We start from the raw sequence: 25,626 nt of genomic DNA, 5'->3' as shown, positions 1-25,626 counted from the left end.
TCGTTTTACGTAAAGACTCTAGCTAATTGTTAAACTACCTGACATACTTTTTAAAATTTTTATTATTGGTGTCAAAAACTCTTACATACCTAAGCGGAAACACCTTAAAAATAACGTCCTATGAGTCGGAATCGTCTTTAATTGTGATAAAATAAAAAATGGAAAATACATCATATAGGAGAGAGGCTATGGAAAAAGACCATATTTCAGAGCTTAAGATTTTAAAAGACATTGCCGAGATTTTAAATGAAGGCACTAATTTACATACAATGCTTCACGATGCTCTTTTAAAACTGCTGCAAATAACAGATTTACAAACAGGATGGATCTTTTTTATTGATAAAAATGGAAAACATGAGATGATTTCCGCTCAGCATTTGCCGCCAGCTTTATTAAATAAAACCGCTCAGCCTATGTGTAACGGAAGATGCTGGTGTGTTGATCGGTATATGGATGGCCGGCTTCAAAAAGCGTCTAATATTATGGAGTGCAAGAGACTTGAAGATTCCGTCATTCATGAGTGGGGAGATACACACGACATTACCCATCACGCAACGGTTCCTTTACAAGCAGGGGATGAGCGCTTTGGATTATTAAATGTAGCTGCCCCTCATAAAATTCATTTTGAACAGCGAGAGCTTGATTTATTAGGATCTGTCGCTCTTCAAATTGGCACGGCTATCAAGCGGATTAAGCTGACTCAATCTCAGCAGGAGGTAAAACTTATTGAAGAAAGAAACAGACTGGCCAAAGATCTTCACGATTCTGTTAATCAGCTGTTATTTTCGATTAATGTCACAGCCAAAGCCGGAAGCAGCTTAGCGAAAGATGTGCAGTTAAAAGAGACTTTTTCCTTAATCCAAGAAACCGCTCAGCATGCTCAAGTGGAAATGAAAGCATTAATTTGGCAGCTTCGTCCTCAAGGATTAGAAAACGGCATTGTCAGTGCGTTAAAAAGCTATGGTCAAATGCTAGGGCTTAACGTAACAGAACAAATTAAAGGCGTGTCCGTTTTGCCTGCTGTGATTGAAGAGACACTGTGGAGAGTCGGGCAAGAAGCTTTTAATAATTGCCGAAAGCATGCGGGTACAGCAGATGTACATTTAAACGTAAATATAAGCAAAGAACAAGTGATCATGAAAGTCCAAGATAGTGGCAATGGGTTTATGTATAGCGCTTCAGCAGAATTGCCGACGCTTGGGTTAAAAACTATGCAGGAGCGAATAAATAGATTAAATGGAAAACTATCTGTTACAAGCAGCATAGGAAACGGAACGGTTGTGGAAGTATCTATTCCTCTTTCATAATGGAAAGGAGCGCACATGAAAATAAAGATTCTAATCGCAGATGATCACCACGTTGTCCGAAAAGGACTTGTCTTTTTCTTACAGACGCAGCCGGACTTAGAAATTGTAGGAGAAGCTTCTAACGGAGAGGAAGCTTTAAAGTTAGCGACATCCCTAGAGCCCCATATTGTTTTAATGGATTTATCGATGCCGGTTCTCGACGGAATCGAAGCAACAAAAGAATTAAAAAAACAAGCACCGCATATACAAGTCATGATTTTAACAAGCTTTTCGGATCAAGATCATGTGATACCGGCACTAGAAGCTGGAGCTTCAGGCTATCAGCTAAAAGAAAGTGACCCAGATGAACTTGTAGCAGCTATTCGAAAGCTAATGAATGGAGAAAATCAGCTTCATCCAAAAGTCACCACACACTTGCTAACACGGTTAACCAAAAGCAGCGAAAAGAAAGTCAATTTTATTGACCACTTAACGAAACGAGAAAAAGACGTATTAAAAGAAATTGCAAAAGGTAAAAGCAACAAAGAAATTGGTGCTTCCTTACATATTACAGAAAAAACAGTAAAAACACATGTATCTAATATTTTATCGAAGCTTGGTGTTCAAGACCGCACCCAAGCTGCTCTATATGCTGTGCAGCACGGCATTTCCTAACCTACGACTTTAGTTGTAGGTTTTTCTCTGTGCTTCTCCGTCTATATTGGTAGCCTTATTTCTATCAATAGCATGACGAAAAAAAGCTCGATCATTTCTATACTATACATATAACCAAACGACAGAGGAGTAGATAAACATGAACATACTTATTATGAATGGAAGTCCTAGAGAAACAGGCCGAACAACACAAGTGACGAGAGAGCTTCACAAAAGCTATCAAAGTTCTTTTTTAGATTTAAGTAAATTATCGCTTCCTATATTCACAGGTGAACCTCATCAGTATGAAACAGAAGAAGTACAAATGCTGATTGAAAAAATAGAAAAAGCAGATGGTATTTTGCTTGCGACGCCCGAGTACCACGGAGCTATGAGCGGAGCGTTAAAAAACGCGTTTGACTTTTTAAACAGTGCGTATTTTGCCCATAAGCCCGTGGCACTTTTAGCAGTATCAGGAGGAGGAAAAGGAGGCATTAATGCTTTAAATAACCTTAGAACCGTTACACGCGCTTTGTATGCGAATGTTCTATCTAAGCAGCTGGTGTTAGACCCTGCAGACATCGTGGAAAAAGGGACTTTGCGAAAAAACGCAGCTGACGGAATTCATGAATTAGTTAATGAGCTGACTCTGTATACACAAGTGTCTAAGCAAATTTTAGAAGCTAAGCAAAATGTTTGATGAAGGCGCTTTATAAAGACCGGCGCTTTCAAGCCGTAGTAGCTGCTAATGTTTTATCCTCTATTGGTTCCGGTATTACGATGCTTGCCATTCCTTTACTGTTAGTTGCATCTCCAAATGGAAATAGACTATTTGGCACGATTATGCTGATTATGACGGTGATTAGCTTTGCAGCTACCCCGTATATAGGTGTTCTTATTGATCGAATGTCACGGAAAAAGTTATTGCTAACGGTAGAACTTATCGGTTTTACCACGGTCATGCTATTTGTTATCGTTGGTTTTATGACAGACTATTCAACGATTCACTACGTGATTTTATACGGAACCGGAAACCTTTACTACACGTTTTTTTATCCAACGATTTTTGCTTTAAATCAAGAAGTTTTTTCAAAAGATGCGTTTCAATCATTAAACAGTATCATGGAAATACAAGGTCAGCTATCGAGTATGCTTGCAGGCGCTGTAGCGAGTCTAGTCATTACTCGTTGGTCGCTTCAATGGATTTTAACAGTAGATGCAGCTACGTATATAGCTGCATTCCTTTGTCTATTGAGTATTCCATATAAACAAAGCAGTGAACGAAGCGACAAGAAACACACTGCTATGAAAGAAGGTTTAACATTTATAAAAGAAAATCGCTCGGTCTCTATTTTTTTACTGCTTTCTTTTATGCCTTTCATCGCTGTGATGATGACGAACTATTTATTTCCTATTTATCTAACTCAAGAATTAAACGCAAGTCCAGCAGCATATGGGATTGAAAGTGCTGTATATGGTTTCGGGGCGTTAACGGCAGGGGTATTCATCGTATCTATTATGAAAAGAACAGGCACAGAGCTAGCCATTATGCTGAATATAAGCCTTTTTGCACTCGGAATATCTATCATCTTCTTTATGAAGCTTCTGCCGATTTATTTTTCTATTGTATTTCTTCTTGCTTTTGCAAATGCAGGTACAAGAGTAGCTCGAAATACGTTTATGATGCAGAAAATACCGAATATCATCGTGGGAAGAGTCGACAGCTTTTTTCGCTTTATCACGTTAGGTATTCGAATTTTACTGATTTTCTTCTTTACGTACGTTACGGCTAACGATCGTATAGGACTGGCTTTTTTAGGACTTAGTCTGCTTTTATTATCATCCGCTGGAGCGGGCTGGATAATCTACAAAAGAAAACAGCGAAAACAGTCTGCATTGCTTAAGAGTGTTTTATAATGTCTGTTGCATGTTATAATAGAGGAATTGACAAATAATGTTCAACGTTTATGACGTTGAACATTATTTGTTCTGAATAGAAATTAAACAGAAACAGCATTGACTGTTATGCGATTGGAAGATTGTGAAGCGATGATAAATAAAACATTAAACAAAGAACAATTAAAAGATTCGTACTCAAGCAGAACGTACTATAGAGGACACACGTATTACAAGCAGGGGCGCGTGCTTGATTTGGAATACAATGAACAGACCACTACGTGGACAGCATCCGTTCGTGGTGCGGAAATGTATACGGTAATGGTTGAACAAAAAGGAAATTCTTTTTATTCATTCTGCGATTGTCCTGCTTATCACGAGTTTTCAGAATGCAAACACGAAGTAGCTGTTTTATTAACCATTTGCGATGAGCGAGCAAAGCCACAGCCAATTAAAACCAAGCCTTTTCGCCAAAGCAAAGAATACGAGAATGTAAATCATTTTATCGACTTATTTTCAAGCTATCAGCAAACAATAAGCGACCACAGAAAATATGCAGATAAAGATCCGTTGAAAGTGGAATTTATTTGCAAGTCTTACTCAGAAGAATTTTTACGTTCAGAAGGAATGTACGTAGCGCTTGAAATGAAAGTAGGCGTCGACCGGACGTATGTAGTAAAAAACATTCAAGAATTTTTAACAGACGCTAAAGAATTCCAAACTCACGAATTTACCAAGCGCTTCGAATATGACCCGGCGGAACATTTTTTTATAGAAGAAGATAGGAAAATCATTGAGCTGCTGATGGATATTATGACAAATGAATCATTTTATAAAAATTCTTATTCCATGTATCGTTCTTCTGCAAATAACAGAGAACTAATCATTCCCTCCATCATAGCCAAAGAGTTATTTCAATTGCTCAAAGATCGGAACTTTACATTTATTCATGACGGGCACTCATATGAAAATATTATCTTTGCGGAAAGCTCAGCTCCTTTTTCGTTTCAAATAAACAAGCACCCCGCAGCTGGATTTGAGCTAGACTTTACGGAACTTCATCAAGCTTCATTTTTTGATCGATACGGGTGGCTATTTTTAAACGGGACGTTTTATGAGCTATCTCAAGATCAGCGTATGCTTCTTGAAGGGCTTCGAAAAACGGCGCCTTTGAAGCCAGTCGTACCTATAGCAGAAGAGCAGATGGGCAATTTTTTATCTCACGTCGTTCCAGGACTAAAAAAGGTGGGGAAAGTGGATATCGCAAAAGAAGTATCCCATCAGATTATTGCACCTGAACTAAAAGCAAAAGTATTTATTGACCGGGAAGATGAACAGCTGTTTGTGACGCTTCGGTACCACTACGGAGAGATTTCAATTAATCCATTTTTACCTCAACCTGAAAAATACGATAAAATCTTGATACGAGATTTAGAAAAAGAAGACCGCGTGATGGATTTAATTGAAACAGCTCCTTTAAACATTTATAAAAACCAGCTGTATTTAAATCAAGATGAATCATCTTTATATGAATTTTTGTTTCATATTGTTCCAAAGCTTGATGAAATAGCGGATGTGTATATTACGGATGAGATGAAAGATTATGCTTATACGGATTTTTCTGCGCCAGTAACAACGGTTGACATCAAAAACAGCAATGGGTTATTAGAAATTAATTTTGATTTAGGAGACATTAATCATCAGACCGTTCAAGATGTTTTAAAATCTGTTTTAGAAAAGAAAAGCTATCATCGTCTAGATAACGGTGCGTTTATTCCTCTTGAAAACGAAGGCTTTGAACATATTCAAAACTTGTTTCGTGAGCTGAACGTAACCGAGAAAGACTTAAAGGATAACTCATTGCAAGTACCTTTATACAGAGGGATGCAAGTGGAAGAGATTATGAGTGCGGGTGATAAATCAGCTGCTAAGTTTGGCTCAGCATTTAAAAGGTTACTTACACAGCTCAAATCTCCAGAGGAAATGGATTGGGAAGTACCGGAATCCTTGCAGGCATCACTGCGTGATTATCAGCGCAATGGGTTTAAGTGGTTTAAGTCTCTGTCTCACTACTCTTTAGGAGGCGTACTGGCTGATGATATGGGGCTTGGAAAAACGCTTCAAAGCATTGCCTATATTTTATCCGAAAAAGAGTTTGATGAAGATAGCAGTGCCTTTTTAATTGTTGTGCCGGCTTCCTTGATTTATAACTGGCGCAACGAATTGGAGAAATTTGCACCGAATTTAACGGTTCAAACCATTACAGGAACGCCGAGCGAGCGTGAGGAAAAGCTAAAACGAACAGCTGACGTATGGATCACATCTTATCCAACGCTGCGTCAAGATATTGATTTATATCAGCACCTTCATTTTCATGCTTTAATTCTAGATGAGGCTCAGAGTATTAAAAATCATACAACGAAGACAGCAGTAGCTGTTAGGACTATTTCAGCTAAAAAACGTTTTGCGCTGAGCGGTACGCCTATTGAAAACTCACTTGATGAGCTTTGGTCAATTTTCCAGACCATTCTTCCTGGTTTATTTCCAGGGCTTCGCCAGTTTAAAAACATGTCATCGGAGCAGGTCAGTCGAATTGTAAGACCATTTTTACTGCGACGAGTAAAAAAGGATGTGTTAAAAGAACTGCCTGATAAAATTGAAACAACTCATTTATCTGAGCTGACTAAAGAACAAAAAGAGTTATATGTAGGCTATTTAGAGCAATTAAAATCATCTTTAGCCGGTGAAGATTTTAATAAAAACCGAATGAAGATCTTAGCGGGATTAACAAGACTTCGCCAGATTTGCTGTCATCCGTCTTTATTCGTTGAAAATTACGAAGGGTATTCAAGCAAATTAGAGCAGCTGCTTGAGATTACAAGAAATGCGGTTGCCAATGGAAAACGTTTGTTAATCTTTTCTCAGTTTACAAGCATGCTTCACATTATTCGAGAAGAGCTTCAAAAAGAAAATCTCTCATACTTTTATTTAGACGGTCAAACGCCATCAAAAGAACGAGTGGAAATGGCGGATCGGTTTAATAATGGAGAACAAGACATTTTCTTAATTTCATTAAAAGCCGGAGGCACAGGCTTAAATTTAACGGGAGCCGATACGGTTATTTTATATGACTTATGGTGGAACCCGGCGATTGAAGAACAAGCGGCAGGCCGTGCACACCGCATTGGGCAAAAAAATGTTGTGCAGGTCATCAAGCTTATTTCTCAAGGAACCATCGAAGAAAAAATTTATGGCTTGCAGCAAAAGAAAAAAGAACTTATCGAACAGGTTATTCAGCCGGGAGAAACAATGCTTTCCAGTTTGACAGAAGAAGAGCTTCGAGAACTGCTTAGTATGTAGCAAAGGATGTGTGAGGAATGAAAAAATGGGCGTTTGTATCAGATTTTGATGGAACGATTTCAAAAAAAGATTTTTACTGGATTGTGATTGAAAAGTATTTTCCAGAAGGTGAAGAACTTTTCCGCCGATGGAAAGCAGGAGAGATGAAAGATATTGATTTTTTATCTACTGTTTTCAAATCGATTCACCAGGAAGAGCCGAAAATTTTAGAAGAAGTAGCGAATATTCCAATTGATGAATACGTGCCCGCTTTTATTACAGCTGTTCAGAAAAACGGCGGAGATTTTTATATTTTAAGCGCTGGAACAACGTACTATATTAAACCGATTTTAGATAAATACGGTGTTGAAAAAGTGGAAGTTTATTCGAATGAAGGATATTTTCATCAAAACAATGTTCATTTGCGTCTAGATCCTGCTCACAGATGGCATTCAGAGCGCTACGGCATTGATAAATCGGCTGTTATTCAAGAACTAAAGGAAGCATACGAAACGATTTATTTTGCGGGAGACAGCGAGCCGGATTCGCATCCGGCAAAATATGCAGACGTCACATTTGCAAAAGATTCTTTGCAGGATTTACTGCGCGAACAAAACGTTCCATTTGTTCTGGTTGAGACATTTAAAGATATTGAGCAATATTTAATACAGCACAACGTGATAAGAAAAGGATAAAAAACAGCGGTATTATTTGATGACTTCAAATAATACCGCTGTTCCTATTCCGCCTCCGCTCCCTAAAGCAGCTATTACATATCGTATGTCTTGGCGCTTGCTTTCATAAAAAAGGCGCGTAGCTAAAATAGCTCCTGATGCTCCGTACGGGTGTCCCAGCGTCAACGCTCCTCCGCGAATATTTACTTTCTCTTCTGATATCCCCAGTTCTTGCATACAAGCAACAACTTTAACGGCAAAGGCTTCATTGATTTCAAATAAGTCAATGTCATCTATCGTAAGAGAATTTCGCTTCAAGATATTTTTAATCGCAGAAACGGGCGCAATAGCAGGGTATAGAGGCGACACGCCTGAAATATCAGCGTCTATAAAACGTAAAACGGGCTGAAATCCTAAGGCGCGTGCTTTTTGCTCTTCCATCACAAGGGTAACGCAGGCCCCGTCGTTAATTCCACAGCTGTTTGCTGCGGTGACGGTACCTTCTTTTTTCAAAAAGACGGGACTGGCTTTTTGAAGCAGCTTTGTTAGGTTTCGTTTTTTCGTAAATGCTTCATCTTGCATCACATTTGGAAGAGGAAGCGTTTCTTCTTCAAACATTCCTTTCTCAAAAGCCTCCCAGCTTCTTTTATGACTTAAAAGAGCGTACTTGTCCTGCTGGTCTTTAGATATGTTGTATCGCTGGGCCACGTTTTCTGCTGCAATTCCCATGTCAGGGTCACCAATTTTATCAGGAGAAAAACGTGCTCTTTTTTCAAAAGGAGAAGTACTTGTACTTTCAACGCCTCCAGCTAAATAACACGTTCCGGCGCCCGCTTTTATCAAATAGCTGGCCATTCGAATTGCCTCTAAGCCGGCTCCGCACTGACGATCAATGGTCATTCCCGGGATAGAAAAAGGGAGGTCCGCTTCTAAAGCGGATAGCCTAGCTACGTTTCCTCCTGGACCTACAACATTTCCTAAAATAATGTCATCAATTTCATGCTCGATTCCAGCGCTAAGCTGTTTTAATAAAGGAGCCGCTAGCTCTTGAACGCGAAAATTTTTAAGTGCGCCGTTTTCTTTTCCAATCACTGTACGCTTCGCTTTTACAACTGCTGCTTGATACATGGTCATCACTTCCTTACATAGAAGCCGTTTTAGAACGGCCAGGTACCGCTACTGCTTTTCGAACTTTTGTAATTAAATACGCCGCGACCGCTGCTTTTATGAAGTCACCCGGAAGATAAACAAAGCTTAGCTGAAGGGACTTCAGAAACGGAATGTGAAGCTGCATTGCCTGTACAGGAATGCCGCATGCGTATACTAACACAATGCCAAATAACACATTTACGGCAAATGCCTTTGCAACCGTTACATTTTTTAACCGTGATAGCGTCCACCCAATAAAGAAAGCTGCAAACACATAGCCAATGATATACCCAGCACTCGGACTCAAGAATACCCCGATTCCTCCGCGCCCTCCAGCAAGTAAAGGAACGCCAGCTGCTAGCAAACATAAAAAAAGAAATTGACTTAAAGCTCCTAGTCTAGCTCCAAGAATTCCTCCCGATAGCATGACACCCATAGGCTGAAGAGTAATCGGAACGGGTGTAAAAGATAAAAAAATAGGAGGGACGAGTCCTAGAGCTCCCATTATAGCTGTGAATAATGCAACGTACGTCATATCTTTTGTTTTCATCGTAAACCTCCGCTATGTATGATAAAACATGACTATCGTATCTTATTAAACTTAAATTAGTCAACTTTATTTTTATGTAAGTTTACATTTTTTCTTTTCTCAAACCTGCATTTACGGTACACTAAAAGTAAAATAAAAAGGGAGCTTACGCAGTAATGAAACGAATTGAAGAAATAGTTTTTAATCAGTGTCAACAAAATCCTGACAGACTCGCACTATCGGATTCTATTGATGAACTAAGCTATAGTCAAATGTGGGATCGTGTATGCAAAGCCGAAAAACAGCTGCAGGAAAAAGGGATGGAAAAAGGAGAGCTTGTTGCTTTAAGTATGCCAAACAATGTAGAAGCTATTGTGTCGTTTTTAGCGATTTTAAAAGCCGGTGGAGTGGTGATGCTTTTACACAATGAGTTAACAGACGCTGAAATCGATACTTATTTTTCGATTCAATCTCCGAATTGGCTATGGGAAACTTCTTCTTTAACTAACATAACAAAAGAAAAACCTCTGCTGCCCGTACGGCAAGGAAATGCACTGTCCGATCTATTTTTATTTGGATTTACCTCCGGGTCAACAGGAAGGCCTAAAGGGTTTGTAAAATCGCATCATTCTTGGTCTTCATCGTTTCAAGAATGGTCAGACATATTTTCTTTAAAGCAACACGACAAAGTGCTTGTTCCTTTACATATCTCGTATTCCGCGCAGCTTTACCCAGTTTTACATGCGCTTTGCAGCGGCATGCACGCTATTATGCTAGAAGCGTTTACACCTTCATCTGTTTTTTACAAGGAAGCTAGCTGTATGTCTATTACACCCGCATTAATTTCTCCGTTGCTTCGTTATGTACAAAGCAGACCGAAAGAAAAACGATTTCTGCCAAAGACCGTGATTTCAGTAGGCAATAAATTATCGCCTTCCGTTCGAAAGAAATTTTCACAAACATTTCCCATTGCCGCCCTTTATGAATATTACGGATCTTCTGAAATGGGATTTGTTACGGTGCTTTCACCAGATACAGCTGAAACGATGCCTCATACAGTAGGCTATCCTGTTGACAGTGTAGACGTTTTAATCCTTAATGAACGTGGAAAAGAAGTAGAAAAAGGAGATAAAGGAACACTATTTGTAAAAACAACTCAAGCATTCGAAGGGTTTGTTAATGACAGCGAAGAAACAAACCGCTCGTTTTTTAACGGATATGTTACGTCGCATGATATTGCGATTCAGCTTCAAGACGGAAGCATTACCATCGTAGGGAGAGATAAAAACGTGATTAAAAGCAGCGGAAGCTTAGTATATGCTGAAGAAATTGAAGAACTGCTTTTACAAATACCGGGCGTTAGCGAAGCAGCCGTTTTTAGCGTAGTAGATGCTGAACGTTCAGAAGTCGTAGGTGCAGCAATTGTCTTAGAGAACATTTCTCTTTCTGATGTAAGACAAGCGCTGACAAAACGAGTATCTGCTTATAAAATCCCGCGCGTATGGAGAGTTTTAACGTCCTTTCCGCGAATGAAAAATGGTAAAATTGACAAAGCAACGATATACAGCTACTTTACAGAGAAAGAAGGGAAGACATATGATTTCATTTGAACCTATTACAGCTGACACGATGTATATTGTTTCAGAGATTATCAATTCGAACGAAGCATATAATGTGTTAGAAAACGGCAAGAAAGAGCGGAGTGAAGAAGAGCTTTTTAAAGAATACATGAATGAAAAAACAGACAGTTATTTTATAAAAGCTGACGATACATACGTAGGGGTTATTGATTACATGAAACAAAACCCAAACGATGACCATCCATGGATTGGAGCTTTTATCATTCATAGCGCCTATCATAATTTCAGTTTCGGAACGCAGGCGTATCTAGCGTTTGAAGACAAGCTAAAAGAAGAAGGAGTTTCAGTTCTTCTTCTTGGCGTTCTGTCTCAAAATCCTAGAGCCAAGCTGTTTTGGGAACGCCTTGGTTTTGCGCAGTATGCCACTAAGCCGCTGCATCATAATCAAGTTAACTGCTTGGAAAAAGAGCTGTAAAAAAATCCGTGGATATAACCCACGGATTTTTCTATTATTTTATTAAAACCGTTGTATTAGCCGGAATCACAAGCTGATTTTTGACTTTCTTAGCACCTTTTTCACTAGCAAAAATCAATTTACCTTTCACCGCCACAGATACTTTTACAGGTTGATTTGAAATATTATGATACACGCTAATCGATTTGCTTTTATACGTGCGGCTATAGGCAACGACTTCTTTACTGTCTACTGAAATAGATTGAAGCGTTCCTTTTACTAACTCTTTGTGCTGCTGACGCACGCGAATCATTTCACGGTAATGATTTAACAAAGAATCCTTTTGTTTTGTTTGTGCTTCTACTGACACACCATTGCCGCCTTTATTGTATACAGGTGTTTCCCAGCTAGTTTGTCCAAGTCCGTTGCCTTCGTACCAGCGGAACGGTTCACGGATTAACTCATCAGGCTTTTCACCTGTCATTCCAATTTCTTCACCGTAATAAATATACGGATTTCCAGGAAGCGTAAGTAAGATAGAAGCAGCTGATTTTGCTTTATTTACATCGCCGCTTAGCTCACTCATGACGCGATTTTGGTCATGGTTGGTTAAGAAAATGCCGTCAATTTTATTTGGATTGTATGATTTAAAAAGCTCATCCGTTGCCGCTGCTGCAGTGGCAATTCCTTGATCATTTCCTGCTTTTACAGAGTTTACAATCTTTCCTGCTAAATCAAAGTTAAACAGAGAATCAAGCGATTGATAGTAAGGAGCCACGACTTCAGGCTGATCCCATACTTCACCCGTTAGATATACGTTCGGGTTTTCTTTTTTCATCGCATCTCTGAACTCATTCCACCATACGATATTTTTCTTAGCGCCTTCAGGTGTTTGACCTTTAAAAATATGAAGCGCAGCATCTAGGCGGAACCCGTCAACTCCTTGCTTTAGCCAAAACTTTCCTACGTTAATCATTTCTTTTCTTACTTCAGGATTATCGTAATTTAAGTCAGGCATTCCTTCCCAAAACGTTCCGTAAAAATACTCTCCGTTTGGAGCTTTATGCCATACTTGCTGTCCCCAAGATCCTTTTTCATTTAAGTCGGTATTTTTATCAGCCCAAATATAGTAATCTCTGTACTTGCTGTTTTTATCTTTTAACGCAGCTTGAAACCAAGGGTGTTCACTGCTCGTATGATTCACAACGAGATCCATAATAACTTTTACGTCTCGTTTATCTGCTTCTTTCATGAGCTTGCGAAAATCTTGCAGACTTCCATACTGCGGATCAATATTATAATAGTCCGTTACATCATATTTATGATAGCTAGGAGAAGGGTTGACTGGCATCATCCAAATCCCGTTTACTTGAAGATCATTTTTTGTATGAGAATTGCCGTCATTTAAATAATCCAACTTTTGTGTAAGACCTTTTAAATCACCATGTCCATCCTTATTTGCATCGTAAAAAGAGTTTACATACACTTCATAAAAAACACCGTTTTTATCTGCTATTGGAGACTTACCTTTATGTACGGTTTCTGCGTGAACGCCTGTTGATAAGCTAGCAGCCAGCGGCAGTGTTAGTGCTAAAGCTGTCCATTTTTTCCCTTTCATCGTTTCATCCCCTTTTTTTGCAATCGTTTGCATAAATTGACTACAATTGAAATATAGCACCTATTTGAAAACGATTACAACGAAAATTTCATTTTGATTATTTTGAACTAGTAATTATTCTGACAACCTATTTGTTTACTGCGTCTAATGACATTAAGCGGTTGCGTTATATTAAGGCTATAGATAGAAGATAGCAATAAAATAAGGGAGTATTATCCAAGTGAAAATAATGACTATGTCAAATATTCTGACAATGTTGTTGTTCAATTCATCATCTCATGCTAAAATCCAAATATAACTGAAAAACGGTACTGTAGTTCCGAAAAATGGAACTTAAAGTATTGATGCAGATAATACAGCTTGAATTTTACTTACTATCTGCAAATGATTACGCTTACACTAAAGGGATTAAGGGGGAAGAACGCATTGAGTAAAGTAGATTTAAACTGTGATTTAGGGGAAAGCTTTGGTGCTTATCGTATTGGCAATGATGAAGCAATTTTAGAGCATGTGACGTCTGTGAACGTAGCCTGTGGATTTCATGCAGGGGATCCGAGCGTCATGAGAAAAACGGTGAAATTGGCTGCTGAAAAAAAGGTGCAAATTGGGGCTCATCCTGGTTTGCAGGACCTTATCGGTTTTGGACGCAGAAACATGAATATTTCACCTCAGGAAGCCTATGATATCGTGGTCTATCAAATTGGGGCATTAAACGGTTTTTTGCAAGCGGAAGGGTTATCGATGCAGCATGTAAAACCTCACGGTGCACTATATAACATGGCGGCCAAAAACAAAGCATTGTCTGAAGCAATAGCAAAAGCTGTTTACAACGTAAATCCTGAGCTGATTTTGTTTGGGTTATCTGGAAGTGAGCTGATTCAAGCAGGTAACAGAATTGGTTTAAAAACAGCTAACGAAGTATTTGCAGACCGTACTTATCAATTAGACGGTTCTCTCACTGCTCGCACAGAACCAAATGCTTTAATTGAAAATGATGACGAAGCTGTATCCCAAGTTATTACAATGGTGAAAGAAGGGAAGGTGAAATCTCAGCAAGGTAAGGATGTAGAATTGCAGGCAGACACGATTTGCATCCATGGAGACGGGGCTCACGCACTTGAATTTGCTCGTCATGTGAACCGTTCTTTACAAGCATCAGAAGTAGTAGTTAAAGCTATTTCAAAATAAAAACTACATACAATCAGGAGGAAGATGATATTGGAGCCAATTAAAAAATCAACACCTCAGCAAAAGCTTTCGGCTGCGCCTAAAGTAAACTGGACGTTAATGCTTGGAGCCGCTTTTTTAATGGCCACATCGGCTATTGGACCAGGCTTTTTAACTCAAACTACCGTATTTACACAAAATTTAGCCGCAAGCTTCGGATTCGTTATTTTAATTTCAATTATTCTTGATATCTTTGCTCAAACCAACGTATGGAGAATTATTGCGGTTTCTGAAAAACGCGGACAAGAAATCGCCAACATGGTATTTCCCGGATTAGGGTACGTGCTCGCTATTTTAATTGTTATTGGAGGACTTGCTTTCAATATTGGAAATATTGCCGGTGCCGGGCTTGGATTAAATGCTATTACGGGTATTTCTCCAACCGCCGGAGCTGCAATTAGTGCAGTTATTGCCGTGCTAATCTTCGTTGTAAAAGAAGCTGGAAAAGCAATGGATCGCTTCACGCAAATTGCAGGTTTTGTCATGATTGGGCTGATGCTATATGTAGCGGCTACCACTTCACCTCCCGTTGGAGAAGCTGTAGTGAAAACTTTTGCTCCTGACAAAATTGACATTATTGCGATCGTTACGCTTGTTGGAGGAACAGTCGGTGGTTACATTACCTTTGCTGGTGGACATCGTCTTTTAGATGCTGGCGTAAAAGGTATCGATTCTTTACCTCAAGTAACAAAAAGTTCTGTAACGGGAATTCTCATCACTTCCGTTATGCGAATTGCTTTGTTTTTAGCTGTACTTGGCGTTGTGTCTAAAGGTTTGCAAATTGACCCGGCCAACCCTCCAGCATCCGTGTTTCAGCTTGCAGCAGGAAACGTCGGCTATAAAATCTTTGGTATTGTCATGTGGTCTGCCGCTATTACGTCTGTGGTAGGAGCTGCTTATACATCCGTTTCATTTATTCAAACCTTTAGTGAAAAACTTAATAAAAACTCAAACTGGATTATTATTGGGTTTATTATTATTTCAACTCTGTCGTTTGTCTTAATTGGAAAACCTGTAAAAGTTCTGCTTTTAGTTGGAGCACTCAATGGATTAATTTTGCCCGTTGCTCTTGGAACATTACTGATTGCGGCTTACAAAAAAAGCATCGTTGGCGAGTATAAACACCCTTTATGGCTCACTATTTCTGGTGTACTTGTCGTTATTGTAATGGCTTTAATGGGCGGCTATACGTTAATGGATCAACTTCCTCAATTATTTAAATAAAACAAGGTGCCCGCACGTAAGTTGCGTGCGGGCAATGATGGGAGATAGAAATATGACAAACCTTTCACAACTAACTCCAGCTGAACTTCGTCAGCAAATCCGTAACAATCAGCTTATTCAACCAACAGCAGGCATGGCAAACGGCTATGCTCAAGCTAATTTAGCTATTTTACCAAAGAAACAAGCTTTTGACTTTCTATTGTTCTGTCAGCGTAACCCTAAATCTTGTCCTCTTTTAGATGTAACAGACGTTGGATCCCCGGTACCAAAATTTGCAGCTCCGTCCGGAGATATTCGAACAGACATTCCAAAGTATCGAATCTATGAAAATGGGGAACTAGTAAAAGAAGTAACCGATATCACAGACTATTGGACAGAAGATATGGTAGCTTTCCTTATCGGTTGCAGCTTTACATTTGAACACGCACTTTTAAACAATGACATATCTGTTCGTCACATTGAAGAAAATTGTAATGTTCCTATGTATAAAACAAATATTTCGTGCACTGAAGCAGGAATATTTCGTGGCTCGACGGTGGTTAGTATGCGTCCAATTCCTCAGCAAGACGTAGTGCGGGCAGCCCAAGTAACTTCGCGTTTTCCAGCTGTGCACGGGGGGCCTGTTCACATCGGAGATCCCGCTGCGATAGGTATTGAAGACCTCCATTCTCCAGATTTTGGCGATGCTGTTTCGATTAAGGAAGGGGAAGTTCCCGTATTTTGGGCTTGTGGTGTAACCCCTCAAGCGGTAGCAATGGAAACAAAACCTTCTATTATGATTACACATGCTCCGGGGCATATGTTTATCACAGATATTCGAGATGAAAAACTAGGTGTTTTATAAAAGAAAGAGGTGTAGATATGAATCAAACCGTAACAAAAGCGTCGGCTGTTATTTCTCCGCTTGGCGACTCAGCGCTTGTTATAACGTTTGGAGATAGCATTCAGTACGACACTCATAAACAAATCAAAACGTGTAAAGATTCGATAGAATTAAATCCTTTCCCAGGGTTTGTTGAATGCGTGCCGGCATTTACAAATCTTACAATTTTCTATAACCCTCTTGAAGTTGTAGCAGCCGGGAGAAAAAAGCAGAAGAAGGAATTTGTTTCTCCTTTTGAAGTAGTATGTTCCATCGTTCAAAGTAAACTAGAAAACGAACAGACAGAAAAAGAGTTAGACCATCGTACGGTTTCCATTCCAGTTTGCTACGGGGGAGAGTATGGACCTGACCTTGAATATGTCGCTCGTCACCATAACTTAACAACTGAAGAGGTAATTAGTATTCATTCTGAAGGCGAATACTTAGCGTACATGATTGGGTTTGCTCCTGGATTTCCATTTCTAGGAGGATTATCTGAAAGAATTGCTACGCCTCGCCGGCCGTCTCCTCGCACCTCTATTCCTGCGGGTTCGGTTGGTATTGCAGGAATGCAAACAGGAGTGTATCCTATTTCCACTCCCGGAGGATGGCAGTTAATTGGTCAAACGCCTATTAAGCTGTTTTTACCGGAACAAAATCCCCCAAGTTTGCTGCAAGCTGGAGATATTGTAAAATTCGAGCCTATCTCTAAAGAAGAGTATCAAGAAATGCAGGCAAAGGAGGGGGGGAAATGAGTATGCGAGTCAGTAAAGCCGGGTTATTAACGAGCATTCAAGATTTAGGAAGAAGAGGATTTCAGCAGCACGGTGTGATTGTAAGCGGTGCAATGGATTCTTATTCCCTTCGAATTGCTAATTTACTAGTTGGTAACAATGAAAAAGAAGCGGGACTTGAAGTTACGCTAATGGGGCCTACCCTTGAAATAGAAAGTGATTGTTTAGTAGCGATCACAGGGGGAGATTTAACTCCTTCGGTCAACGGAAAGCCAGTCCCGATGTGGAAACCTTTATTTATTCCAAAAGGAAGCACTTTATCATTTGGTCCTTGCAAAACCGGGTGTCGTTCCTATCTATCTGTAGCGGGAGGATTTGCTATTGATGAAGTGTTAAATAGTAAAAGCACGTATTTAAGAGGTGAAATCGGGGGCTACAAAGGAAGAGCATTACAAACAGACGATGTTTTACCTCTATCTGTTCCTGCTGCTTCAAAGCCTGCTTTTCTTTCAAATGAACTGATAAACGGAGTATATACTTCTTCATGGTCCGTAAATTATAAGGAATTTGTTCATTTTACAAAGAAACCAGCGGTCCGTGTTATGAATGGCAGTCAATTTGATTTATTTACAGCTGAAAGCAAAAGTCATTTTATGAAAGAGCCTTTTAAAGTATCGAATCAATCAGATCGAATGGGCTATCGAATGGCCGGACCTTCTCTTCAGCTTCAAGAAAAAAAAGAGTTACTGTCTGAAGCCGTTTCACAAGGTTCTGTTCAAGTTCCGCCAGATGGAAATCCTATCATTCTGTTAGCAGATCGTCAAACCACGGGAGGATATCCTAAAATTGCTCAAGTCATCACAGCGGATTTACCGCTTTTAGCTCAAATAAAGCCTGGCGAGTCCATTTACTTTTCTCACATTTCGCTTCATGAAGCAGAAAAAATCTATTTAGAAAAAGAACAGCTGCTTCAAGAATTGAAAATTGCTATTAACCTTGCGTCAACTAAATAACACAAAACAGGAGTGACAATAGATGATAAACGTACGTGAATTGCAAGAAGTTGTTTCGTTAATGAATGAATCTGGTATTCAAAAGCTCCACATTGAACATGAAGGAACAAAAGTTGTCATTGATAAAGCAGGAATTCCTTTAGAGGACACAGCTGTTACAGAAGTGAAAACTGAAGAAGTACAAGCAAAAGCCGCTGCCACTGAACAAGCGCCTCAAGATTCCTTGTCTGTAAACTCAGCAGACATTAATGAAAAGCAAATTTTATCACCAATGGTCGGAACGTTTTACGCCAAGCCAGAAGCAGACGCTGATCCCTTTATTCAAGTAGGGCAAACAATTGAACGTAAAGATGTTGTGTGTGTGATTGAAGCGATGAAGCTGTTTAACGAAGTAGATGCGGGAATGGAAGGAGAAGTGCTTGAAATCCTTGTGAAAGACGGAGATGTTGTTGAGTTTGGACAGCCTTTATTTACCGTAAAATCACACTAAAGTATACATACTGTCAGGAGGAGTCATTATGTTCAAAAAGATCTTAATCGCAAACCGCGGCGAGATTGCAGTTCGTATCATTCGGGCTTGTAAAGAGATGAGTATTGCAACCGTGGCCGTGTATTCAGAAGCAGACAAAGATGCACTTCATGTGAAGCTAGCAGATGAGTCATTTTGTATTGGTAAAACGTCTTCTAAAGAAAGCTACTTAAACATTCGGAGTCTGCTTACCGTAGCGCAAGTAACCAAGGCAGACGCTGTTCATCCCGGCTACGGATTTTTAGCTGAAAATGCTGATTTTGCTGAGATGTGTGAATCCTATGACATTACCTTTATTGGTCCAAAAGCGGAAGCCATCCGTAAAATGGGAGCAAAAGCTGTAGCACGAGATACAATGAAACAAGCCGGCGTGCCTATTGTACCTGGAACAGAAGGGCTGATTGAAGATAGCAGCACCGCTATTCCAGTAGCACGAGAAATAGGTTATCCAATCATCGTAAAAGCCACAGCGGGAGGCGGCGGAAAAGGAATGCGTCTAGCTCATAGCGAAGAAGAGCTAGAAAAAGCAATTCGTCAAGCTCAGCATGAAGCAGAAACAGCCTTTGGAAACGGCGGCGTATACCTTGAAAAGTATTTAGAAGAGCCAAAACACATCGAAATTCAAATTATTGCTGATGAAGAAGGGAATGTGGTTCATTTAGGTGAACGAGATTGTTCGATTCAACGCCGTCATCAAAAATTGGTAGAAGAAGCTCCGTCTCCTGCGGTAGATGAAAACCTTCGTGCTAAAATGGGCAAAGCGGCGGTCTCAGCAGCTAAAGCAGTCGATTATACAGGTGTCGGAACAGTTGAGTTTCTGTTAGATAAGCACGGGCATTTTTACTTTATGGAAATGAACACGCGGATTCAAGTTGAACACCCTGTTACAGAACTTGTAACAAACATTGACTTAATTAAAGAACAAATTTCAGTAGCAGCAGGTTACTCGCTATCATTTGCTCAACGGGATGTTCAGTTAAAAGGATGGGCAATTGAATGCCGGATCAATGCAGAAAATCCGGCTAAAAACTTTATGCCTTCTCCTGGAAAAGTCGAGATGTATTTACCTCCTGGCGGCTACGGCGTTCGTGTAGACAGCGCGGTTTATCCAGGCTATGAAATTTCTCCATTTTATGATTCAATGGTGGCGAAATTAATTGTAACGGGGAAAGATCGAAATGAAGCGATTCAACGAATGAAACGTGCGCTCGAGGAATTTATCATTATAGGTATTCATACAACCATTCCTTTTCATTTAGAATTACTGAATCATCCTTCGTTTAAGGAAGGGGATTTTACAACCAAATTTCTAGAAAGTAATCCTATTTCCATTAAAGAACTAGAAATAGTGTAAAAAAGGAAAGTGCTCTTATAAAGGAGTGCTTTCCTTTTTTTCTTCATGTATAATAAAAAGAACATACCATTAGCTAGTAAGCTATATGTCTATCAAATACATATATTCGCATAAATAAGGGAGAAGGTTTTATGCAAGCTAACAATAAAACAGTCGTTAAATCCATGCAGATTCTCACGCTTTTTATTAAGTACCCTAAACTGACTTTCACAGAAATGATGGAATATTCGGGCGTTCCCAAAACTTCTTTGCATCGAATGGTTGGCTCGCTTGAAGAGATGGGCTTTTTAACAAAAGATGCGCAAGGGTACTATTCGCTTGGACTTTTATTCTTACAGTTTGGCCAGCTAGTGGCTAATCGTTTAGATATTAGAAGTGTTGCGAAGCCTGTAATGGAAACGCTCCGAGACGAAGTAGAAGAAGCGGTTAATTTAATTGTACGAGACGGGAATGAAGCTATGTATATTGAAAAAGTAGATACGCTTCATCCAGTGCGTCTCTATACATCCATCGGAAGGCGTTCACCTCTTTATGCAGGAGCTTGTTCACGCATTATCTTGGCGCATTTACCCGAAAAAGAACAAGAGAAATATATTAACCAAACGGAGCTCGCTCCAATAGGCATTGGAACTATTACAGATAAAAAGAAATTAAGAGATGCATTAAAAGAAGCAAAAGAAAAAGGGTATACCATTAGCACCTCTGAATTAGAAAACTTTACAACATCCGTGAGTGCGCCAATTGTGAATCATCAAAATGAAGTGGTTGCAGGCATTAGCGTAGCGGGAATTGAAGCAAGATTTCAAGGAGACAGACTGCCGTTCATTATTCAAAAAGTAACGGAAGCGGCGAGAGTTATTTCTGAAAAACTCGGTTATCAAGGATCATTAAAGTAGCATACATAGAAAAATGGAGGTAAACCATTGAAACGATTAGAAGGTAAAACAGTCGCATTAGTAGGTCAGCGTAAAGTAGAAGAAATCAGCAAAATTGTTGAAAATCTTGGCGGGACCCCGCTTGTACGACCTGCACAAGGAACCATCTTTTTAGATGACACACATTTAGAAGCAGATATTAAAGAACTGGTAAAAGGAAATTATGATTGGTTTATTTTTACGACAGGGGTCGGTACAGAAATTTTGTATAAAACAGCAGATAAGCTAGGGCTGGCTGACAAATTTCTTTCTTCTTTACAAGCAGCCAATATTGCTGCACGCGGGTATAAAACCGTAAATATGTTAAAAAAGCTAGGCATTACTCCAACCGTTCGAGATGATGATGGAAGTACAGCGGGACTAGTCAGGGCACTTCATTCATTTTCTTTTGAAGAAAAGCATGTAGCGCTTCAGCTTCACGGAGATCCTGCACCAAAGTTGATTGACTTTCTTTCGAATCAAAAAGCCCAATTTAAAGAGATTTTACCGTATCAGCATATTCCTCCAAAAGCAGAAGTCATGGAACAGCTTATAAACGAATTAATAAGCGGGAAAGTCGATGCAGTCAATTTCACAAGTGCTCCCCAAGCCCGATTTTTATTTTCGTTTGCGAGAGAACAAGGACAAGCCGATCGAATTAGAGAACTCTTTGAAAGCTCTGTAGTAGCTGTGGCCGTTGGGAAAGTAACCGCTGCTGCTTTAAAAGAAGAAGGAGTAGGTCGTATTGTTATTCCTGATCAAGAAAGAATGGGAAGCGCAATTGTAGCTTTAGAACACTATTATCAGCAGCGTGATTAAAAAACCTTCTCGCCTCACAGCGAGAAGGTTTTTTGTATGACTTAATCTATACTTTGTCGAATATTGTGTTTAATAATTGCCAATCACTCTCTTTTTGAATACTTCAAGCAATGAATAAGAATAAATCAGTTACTATTCCAGAAAATCATTTTCAAATATTGTAAAAACGGTAGAAAAAGGTAAAAAATAGACGTAGATGTTAAAAAATTGTTACGTTCACTATAGAAATAACTTACATTCAGCCAGCTTAAAAAATGTTAATCACCTAGTTCCACAGGTTAAAAACAGTGCTGTGTAAAGTCTAGTAGACTGTTTATTTTGATGGGGTTATAGAGGTGTATTTTTGTAGAGAAGAAGTAAATGTATATACCAGCGTTAATTGTTACACTACTGAAATACAATTGTAATATTGTTATTCTTTTTTTCAACGTTTATCGTGGTATAATTTTCGTAGATTTTCATTAGCATATTTAGCTATTTATCGACAAATACAGCGAACTTTACATAAATTGTCAGACCTTTATACATATTGATACATAATTAGAAATTACTAGTTTAACAGAGCGAGAAAGCGGAGGAATTCATATTGAAAAAGAAAATGCTTTTACTTAACACAACGGTTTTATTAGGCCTGGGAGGAGTTTTATCAACTCCAGCGTATGCCTCTACCATTCAGGATATGGAATCGCAAAAATCTCAAATTCAAAATCAGCGTCAAGATGTGCAATCTAACATCAAAGCAGCTTCTGATGAATTGACACGCCTTCAAGCAGAACAAGATCAAATGAAAGCACAGCTTGAGCGATTAACATTAGCAGAAGAAGAAAATAATAAAAAAGCCCAAAAAACAGAAGCAGATATTAAAGAAACGTCTAAACAAGTAGAGCAGCTTGAAAAAGAAATTAAGCTGCTTCAAGAAAAACTTGAAAAGCGAAACGATATTTTAAAAGATCGTGCACGTTCCCTGCAAGAAAGCGGCGGTAACGTAGAGTATTTACAAGTTTTACTTGGTTCTTCAAGCTTCAGTGATTTTGTAGACCGCGCGCTAGCTGTTTCGACTATTGTAGATGCAGACCGTGGTATTTTAAAAGAAACTAAAAATATGCAAGACGAATTAAAAACAAAACAAGCTGATGTTAAATCTAAGCTAGCTAGCTTAGAAGACATGAAAGCGGAGCTAGATGAAATGACTGTTCAACTTTCAGCTCAAAAGAAACAAAAAGATGCATTGGCAAAAGAACTAAAAGATAAAGAAGCAAAAAATGAAGAATTAAAAGCTTCTCTACAAGCAAAAGACAGCTCTCTTGCAAATGAACAGTCTACGCTTGAACAAAATATTAAAGATCAAAAAGCTGCAGAAGAAGCAGCAAGAAAAGCGGCTGAACAAGCGGCTAAAGAGGCAGCTAAGAAAGCAGCTGAGCAAGCTCAAAAAGCAGCGGCTGCACCAGCTGAAAAAGCCGATTCATCTTCTGCTAAGGCAGAAGCACCAAAAGCAAGCAGCAATGATGTGGCACCAACAAGCGCTCCGGCTCCAAAAGCTAGCAATGTTGTAACAGTAGGAAACCGCTGGATTGGAAACTCTGCTTACGTATTTGGCGGAGGACGCAGCCAGTCTGATATTAACCACGGTTTATTTGACTGCTCATCATTTGTACACTGGGCATATGCTCAGGTAGGCGTTAACCTTGGACCTCTTGGATCTGTAAGTACAGAAACGTTAAAACATGCTGGAACACAAGTTTCTTCTAGTCAAATGCAGCCTGGCGATCTTGTTTTCTTCGATACATATAAAAAAGACGGCCACGTTGGCATTTATGTAGGAGGCGGCAAGTTCATCGGTGCTCAAAGCTCAACGGGTGTTGCAATTGCAAACATGAGCAGCGGCTACTGGAAACAAAAATTCAACGGACGCGTAGTTCGTATTTAATAGGGTATAGTAAAAAGAAAACATCCAATTTGGGTGTTTTCTTTTTACATTGTAAGGAGCGTATGACTATGAATTCTATTTTTGATCATATACAACCCAACTTAGATATTTTATTTGTCGGTTTTAATCCAAGCATCCGTTCCGGTGAAACGGGTCATCATTTTGCTAATCCAACCAATCGTTTCTGGACGATTCTTCATAAAGCAGGTTTGACAGATCGTAAGTATCATCCGGAGGAAGATCACTCGCTGCTACAGCTAGGATATGGTTTAACAAATATTGTAGAGCGTCCTACAAAGGCAGCTGATGAGATTACAAAAGAAGAATATGCAGAAGGCAGAGAAATCTTAAAGAAAAAAATTGCTACATATACGCCTAAAATCGTTTGTTTTGTTGGAAAAGGTGTCTATCAGCAGTACAGCGGACGCAAGCAAGTAAAGTGGGGCAAGCAAGAAAAATCGATGGTATCAGGAATAATGGACTTTGTTGCTCCGTCTTCAAGCGGGCTCGTTCGAATGAAAGTAGATGAAGTAGTCGCCATTTATGCAGAGCTTCCGAAGCTGCTGCGTACATTAAAATAGAGAAAGCCTCAAGGCTTTCTCTATTTTGTAAATGAAATATCAATTTGAATAATTTCTGATCGGCTCCCGATTCGAAGCGGAGGACCCCAAAAGCCAAATCCTGAAGAGACAATGGTATGCAGTTGATTATTTTGCTTGTAGCCCCAATCAATTTCAAATAACCGCTTTGTGATTAAATGATTAGGTGCCATTTGCCCTCTGTGAGTATGGCCGCATAGTAGCAAATCTACTCCTGCTTGTTCAGCTTCTTTTAAAGAAAGCGGCTGATGATCCATTGCAATGACAGGTAGAGAACGATCCGTTTCACTCGCTAAATCAAAAAAGCTGTCTCGATTTTTATCCGTCTTGTCTTTTCTTCCTATTAAATACAAGCTATCACCTATGTTTAACACTTCATCCATTAAAATAGGAATGTTCATTTCTTTCATTCTTTCCACAAACTGAGGGATCTTCCCGCCGTAATACTCATGATTTCCCAAAATTCCATATGTGCCTAAAGGCGCTTTGAGCTGCTTCATCATATAATCCATTTCTTTCTTAAAGAATACTTGGGGATCATCGTCAATAATATCTCCAGGAAGTAAAATAAGATCCGGCTGTACCTTTTGTACATGAGTGATTAACCGCTGCAAATGTTTTTTGCCGGACAATGTGCCAAAGTGCATATCAGATGCTACAGCAATGCGAAGGTTTTTCCGATTCGTCTTTTTAGCAAGCGAAATCGTGTATTTCCTTACCACAGGACTGTAAGCATTATACGTACCGTAAGCAAAAATGAATAAAAAAGCTGCAATTATGAAAAAGCCGATTGAATCGATAGCTGTAGAAAGCGAAGCGCCTAGAAGAGTAAGAATATATACGGCCAGATTACTTATAGGAAGCAAAAGCACGGAATATTGAATAAATCCTAACCAATACGATCCTACAATTTTAAACATGCTTACCTGTTGAAACACACGACCGATGATAAAGGAATAAGCAAAAAACACAACAATCACTGTAAGAATCCATTTGTTTTCCACTCCGAACATTGCATGAAGCCATTCCCAGGCGTTCCATCCGATGTACAGAACGAATAAGTTATATAAAATAACAACTAAAATAGATCTTACTAACACACTTACTTTCATACGCTAACCTCTTTTCTTTCCTCCATAATTCCACTATAGCTCATTTTTATTGCTTCAACAAAATTTTATCTCTTGTTCTTATCAATAATTTTTTTGCTTATTGCCCAAACGAAAAAAGCACACCTATAAAACA

Annotated in this window: 23 protein-coding genes; 19 read left to right on the top strand and 4 right to left on the bottom strand. The window is 39.2% G+C overall.

Translation table 11 applies throughout. From position 1 onward, the window contains the following. The first annotated feature begins 188 nt into the window (after nt 1–188). The 6 genes from LIS78_RS13150 to LIS78_RS13125 all read left to right on the top strand — a co-directional run bounded on the left by LIS78_RS13150 (nt 189) and on the right by LIS78_RS13125 (nt 7,870). Entirely contained in the window at nt 189–1,307 is a 1,119-nt protein-coding gene (locus LIS78_RS13150; RefSeq protein WP_286676921.1) for a GAF domain-containing sensor histidine kinase, read from the top strand. Nucleotides 1,308–1,322: 15 nt separating this feature from the next. Continuing rightward, entirely contained in the window at nt 1,323–1,961 is a 639-nt protein-coding gene (locus LIS78_RS13145) for a response regulator (RefSeq protein ID WP_050691149.1), read from the top strand. A gap of 139 nt (nt 1,962–2,100) precedes the next feature. Next, nucleotides 2,101–2,640: an NADPH-dependent FMN reductase gene (locus LIS78_RS13140; RefSeq protein WP_195783091.1), complete on the top strand. Its 540-nt coding sequence runs from the start codon at nt 2,101–2,103 to the stop codon at nt 2,638–2,640. Then, nucleotides 2,640–3,857 (top strand): MFS transporter, encoded by a 1,218-nt coding sequence (locus tag LIS78_RS13135; protein ID WP_252283744.1) that lies wholly within the window; start codon nt 2,640–2,642, stop codon nt 3,855–3,857. The genes LIS78_RS13140 and LIS78_RS13135 overlap by 1 nt, the downstream gene beginning before the upstream one ends. Before the next feature lie 132 nt (nt 3,858–3,989). Then, nucleotides 3,990–7,196 carry a DEAD/DEAH box helicase gene (locus tag LIS78_RS13130; protein ID WP_252283743.1) on the top strand — a complete coding sequence of 1,069 codons (3,207 nt, stop codon included), beginning with the start codon at nt 3,990–3,992 and terminating at the stop codon, nt 7,194–7,196. A gap of 17 nt (nt 7,197–7,213) precedes the next feature. Beyond that, on the top strand, nt 7,214–7,870 hold the full coding sequence (locus LIS78_RS13125) for an MtnX-like HAD-IB family phosphatase (protein ID WP_252283742.1): 657 nt from the start codon (nt 7,214–7,216) through the stop codon (nt 7,868–7,870). A 12-nt stretch (nt 7,871–7,882) separates the two neighbouring features. Here LIS78_RS13125 and LIS78_RS13120 read toward each other — a convergent pair whose 3' ends face one another. Both LIS78_RS13120 and LIS78_RS13115 read right to left on the bottom strand, forming a co-directional pair. Next, complete coding sequence (locus tag LIS78_RS13120; protein WP_252283741.1) at nt 7,883–8,977, bottom strand: acetyl-CoA C-acyltransferase; 1,095 nt, start codon at nt 8,975–8,977, stop codon at nt 7,883–7,885. A 13-nt stretch (nt 8,978–8,990) separates the two neighbouring features. Next, nucleotides 8,991–9,548, bottom strand: coding sequence for a biotin transporter BioY (locus LIS78_RS13115; protein ID WP_252283740.1), 558 nt, complete (start codon nt 9,546–9,548; stop codon nt 8,991–8,993). Between the two features lie 155 nt (nt 9,549–9,703). Between LIS78_RS13115 and LIS78_RS13110 the strand changes: the two genes are divergently transcribed. Further along, nucleotides 9,704–11,137, top strand: coding sequence for a class I adenylate-forming enzyme family protein (locus LIS78_RS13110; protein ID WP_252283738.1), 1,434 nt, complete (start codon nt 9,704–9,706; stop codon nt 11,135–11,137). Continuing rightward, nucleotides 11,124–11,582, top strand: coding sequence for a GNAT family N-acetyltransferase (locus LIS78_RS13105; RefSeq protein WP_209149823.1), 459 nt, complete (start codon nt 11,124–11,126; stop codon nt 11,580–11,582). Before LIS78_RS13110 ends, LIS78_RS13105 begins: the two co-directional genes overlap by 14 nt. 34 nt (nt 11,583–11,616) lie before the next feature. Here LIS78_RS13105 and LIS78_RS13100 read toward each other — a convergent pair whose 3' ends face one another. Continuing rightward, nucleotides 11,617–13,212, bottom strand: coding sequence for an alpha-amylase family glycosyl hydrolase (locus tag LIS78_RS13100; protein ID WP_350495066.1), 1,596 nt, complete (start codon nt 13,210–13,212; stop codon nt 11,617–11,619). Between the two features lie 393 nt (nt 13,213–13,605). On the opposite strand from LIS78_RS13100, the gene pxpA reads away from it, so the two are divergent. The 11 genes from pxpA to mug all read left to right on the top strand — a co-directional run bounded on the left by pxpA (nt 13,606) and on the right by mug (nt 24,363). Then, the gene (gene pxpA, locus LIS78_RS13095; protein ID WP_195783100.1) at nt 13,606–14,367 is read left to right on the top strand and encodes a 5-oxoprolinase subunit PxpA; all 762 of its coding nucleotides are present in this window, start codon (nt 13,606–13,608) and stop codon (nt 14,365–14,367) included. Nucleotides 14,368–14,466: 99 nt separating this feature from the next. After that, on the top strand, nt 14,467–15,630 hold the full coding sequence (locus LIS78_RS13090) for an NRAMP family divalent metal transporter (protein WP_245210713.1): 1,164 nt from the start codon (nt 14,467–14,469) through the stop codon (nt 15,628–15,630). 52 nt (nt 15,631–15,682) lie between these two features. Continuing rightward, a complete protein-coding gene (locus tag LIS78_RS13085; RefSeq protein WP_252283736.1) occupies nt 15,683–16,474 on the top strand; it encodes a putative hydro-lyase in 792 nt (263 codons plus the stop codon). A 17-nt stretch (nt 16,475–16,491) separates the two neighbouring features. Then, nucleotides 16,492–17,247 (top strand): 5-oxoprolinase subunit PxpB, encoded by a 756-nt coding sequence (gene pxpB / locus LIS78_RS13080; protein ID WP_209149821.1) that lies wholly within the window; start codon nt 16,492–16,494, stop codon nt 17,245–17,247. Then, on the top strand, nt 17,244–18,239 hold the full coding sequence (locus tag LIS78_RS13075; RefSeq protein ID WP_195783103.1) for a 5-oxoprolinase subunit C family protein: 996 nt from the start codon (nt 17,244–17,246) through the stop codon (nt 18,237–18,239). Before pxpB ends, LIS78_RS13075 begins: the two co-directional genes overlap by 4 nt. Nucleotides 18,240–18,261: 22 nt before the next feature. Further along, nucleotides 18,262–18,729 (top strand): acetyl-CoA carboxylase biotin carboxyl carrier protein, encoded by a 468-nt coding sequence (accB, locus tag LIS78_RS13070; RefSeq protein WP_209149820.1) that lies wholly within the window; start codon nt 18,262–18,264, stop codon nt 18,727–18,729. Between the two features lie 28 nt (nt 18,730–18,757). Continuing rightward, nucleotides 18,758–20,122, top strand: coding sequence for an acetyl-CoA carboxylase biotin carboxylase subunit (gene accC / locus LIS78_RS13065; RefSeq protein WP_195783105.1), 1,365 nt, complete (start codon nt 18,758–18,760; stop codon nt 20,120–20,122). A 131-nt stretch (nt 20,123–20,253) separates the two neighbouring features. Then, nucleotides 20,254–21,018 (top strand): IclR family transcriptional regulator, encoded by a 765-nt coding sequence (locus LIS78_RS13060; protein ID WP_195783106.1) that lies wholly within the window; start codon nt 20,254–20,256, stop codon nt 21,016–21,018. Between the two features lie 27 nt (nt 21,019–21,045). Beyond that, nucleotides 21,046–21,855, top strand: a complete 810-nt coding sequence (locus tag LIS78_RS13055; RefSeq protein WP_209149819.1) for a uroporphyrinogen-III synthase — start codon at nt 21,046–21,048, stop codon at nt 21,853–21,855. Nucleotides 21,856–22,441: 586 nt separating this feature from the next. Next, nucleotides 22,442–23,782, top strand: a complete 1,341-nt coding sequence (locus LIS78_RS13050) for a coiled-coil domain-containing protein (protein ID WP_195783108.1) — start codon at nt 22,442–22,444, stop codon at nt 23,780–23,782. Nucleotides 23,783–23,850: 68 nt separating this feature from the next. Then, complete coding sequence (mug, locus tag LIS78_RS13045) at nt 23,851–24,363, top strand: G/U mismatch-specific DNA glycosylase (protein ID WP_013057179.1); 513 nt, start codon at nt 23,851–23,853, stop codon at nt 24,361–24,363. Between the two features lie 20 nt (nt 24,364–24,383). Here the strand turns inward: mug and LIS78_RS13040 are convergent, their stop codons facing one another. Next, nucleotides 24,384–25,493, bottom strand: coding sequence for a metallophosphoesterase (locus LIS78_RS13040; RefSeq protein WP_209149818.1), 1,110 nt, complete (start codon nt 25,491–25,493; stop codon nt 24,384–24,386). Between the last annotated feature and the right edge of the window lie 133 nt (nt 25,494–25,626).

The sequence above is a fragment of the Priestia megaterium genome, assembly GCF_023824195.1.
Taxonomy (GTDB): Bacteria; Bacillota; Bacilli; order Bacillales; family Bacillaceae_H; genus Priestia; species Priestia megaterium_D.
Note: the sequence above shows the minus strand (reverse complement) of the source record. Positions and strands in the feature narration are given on the sequence as shown.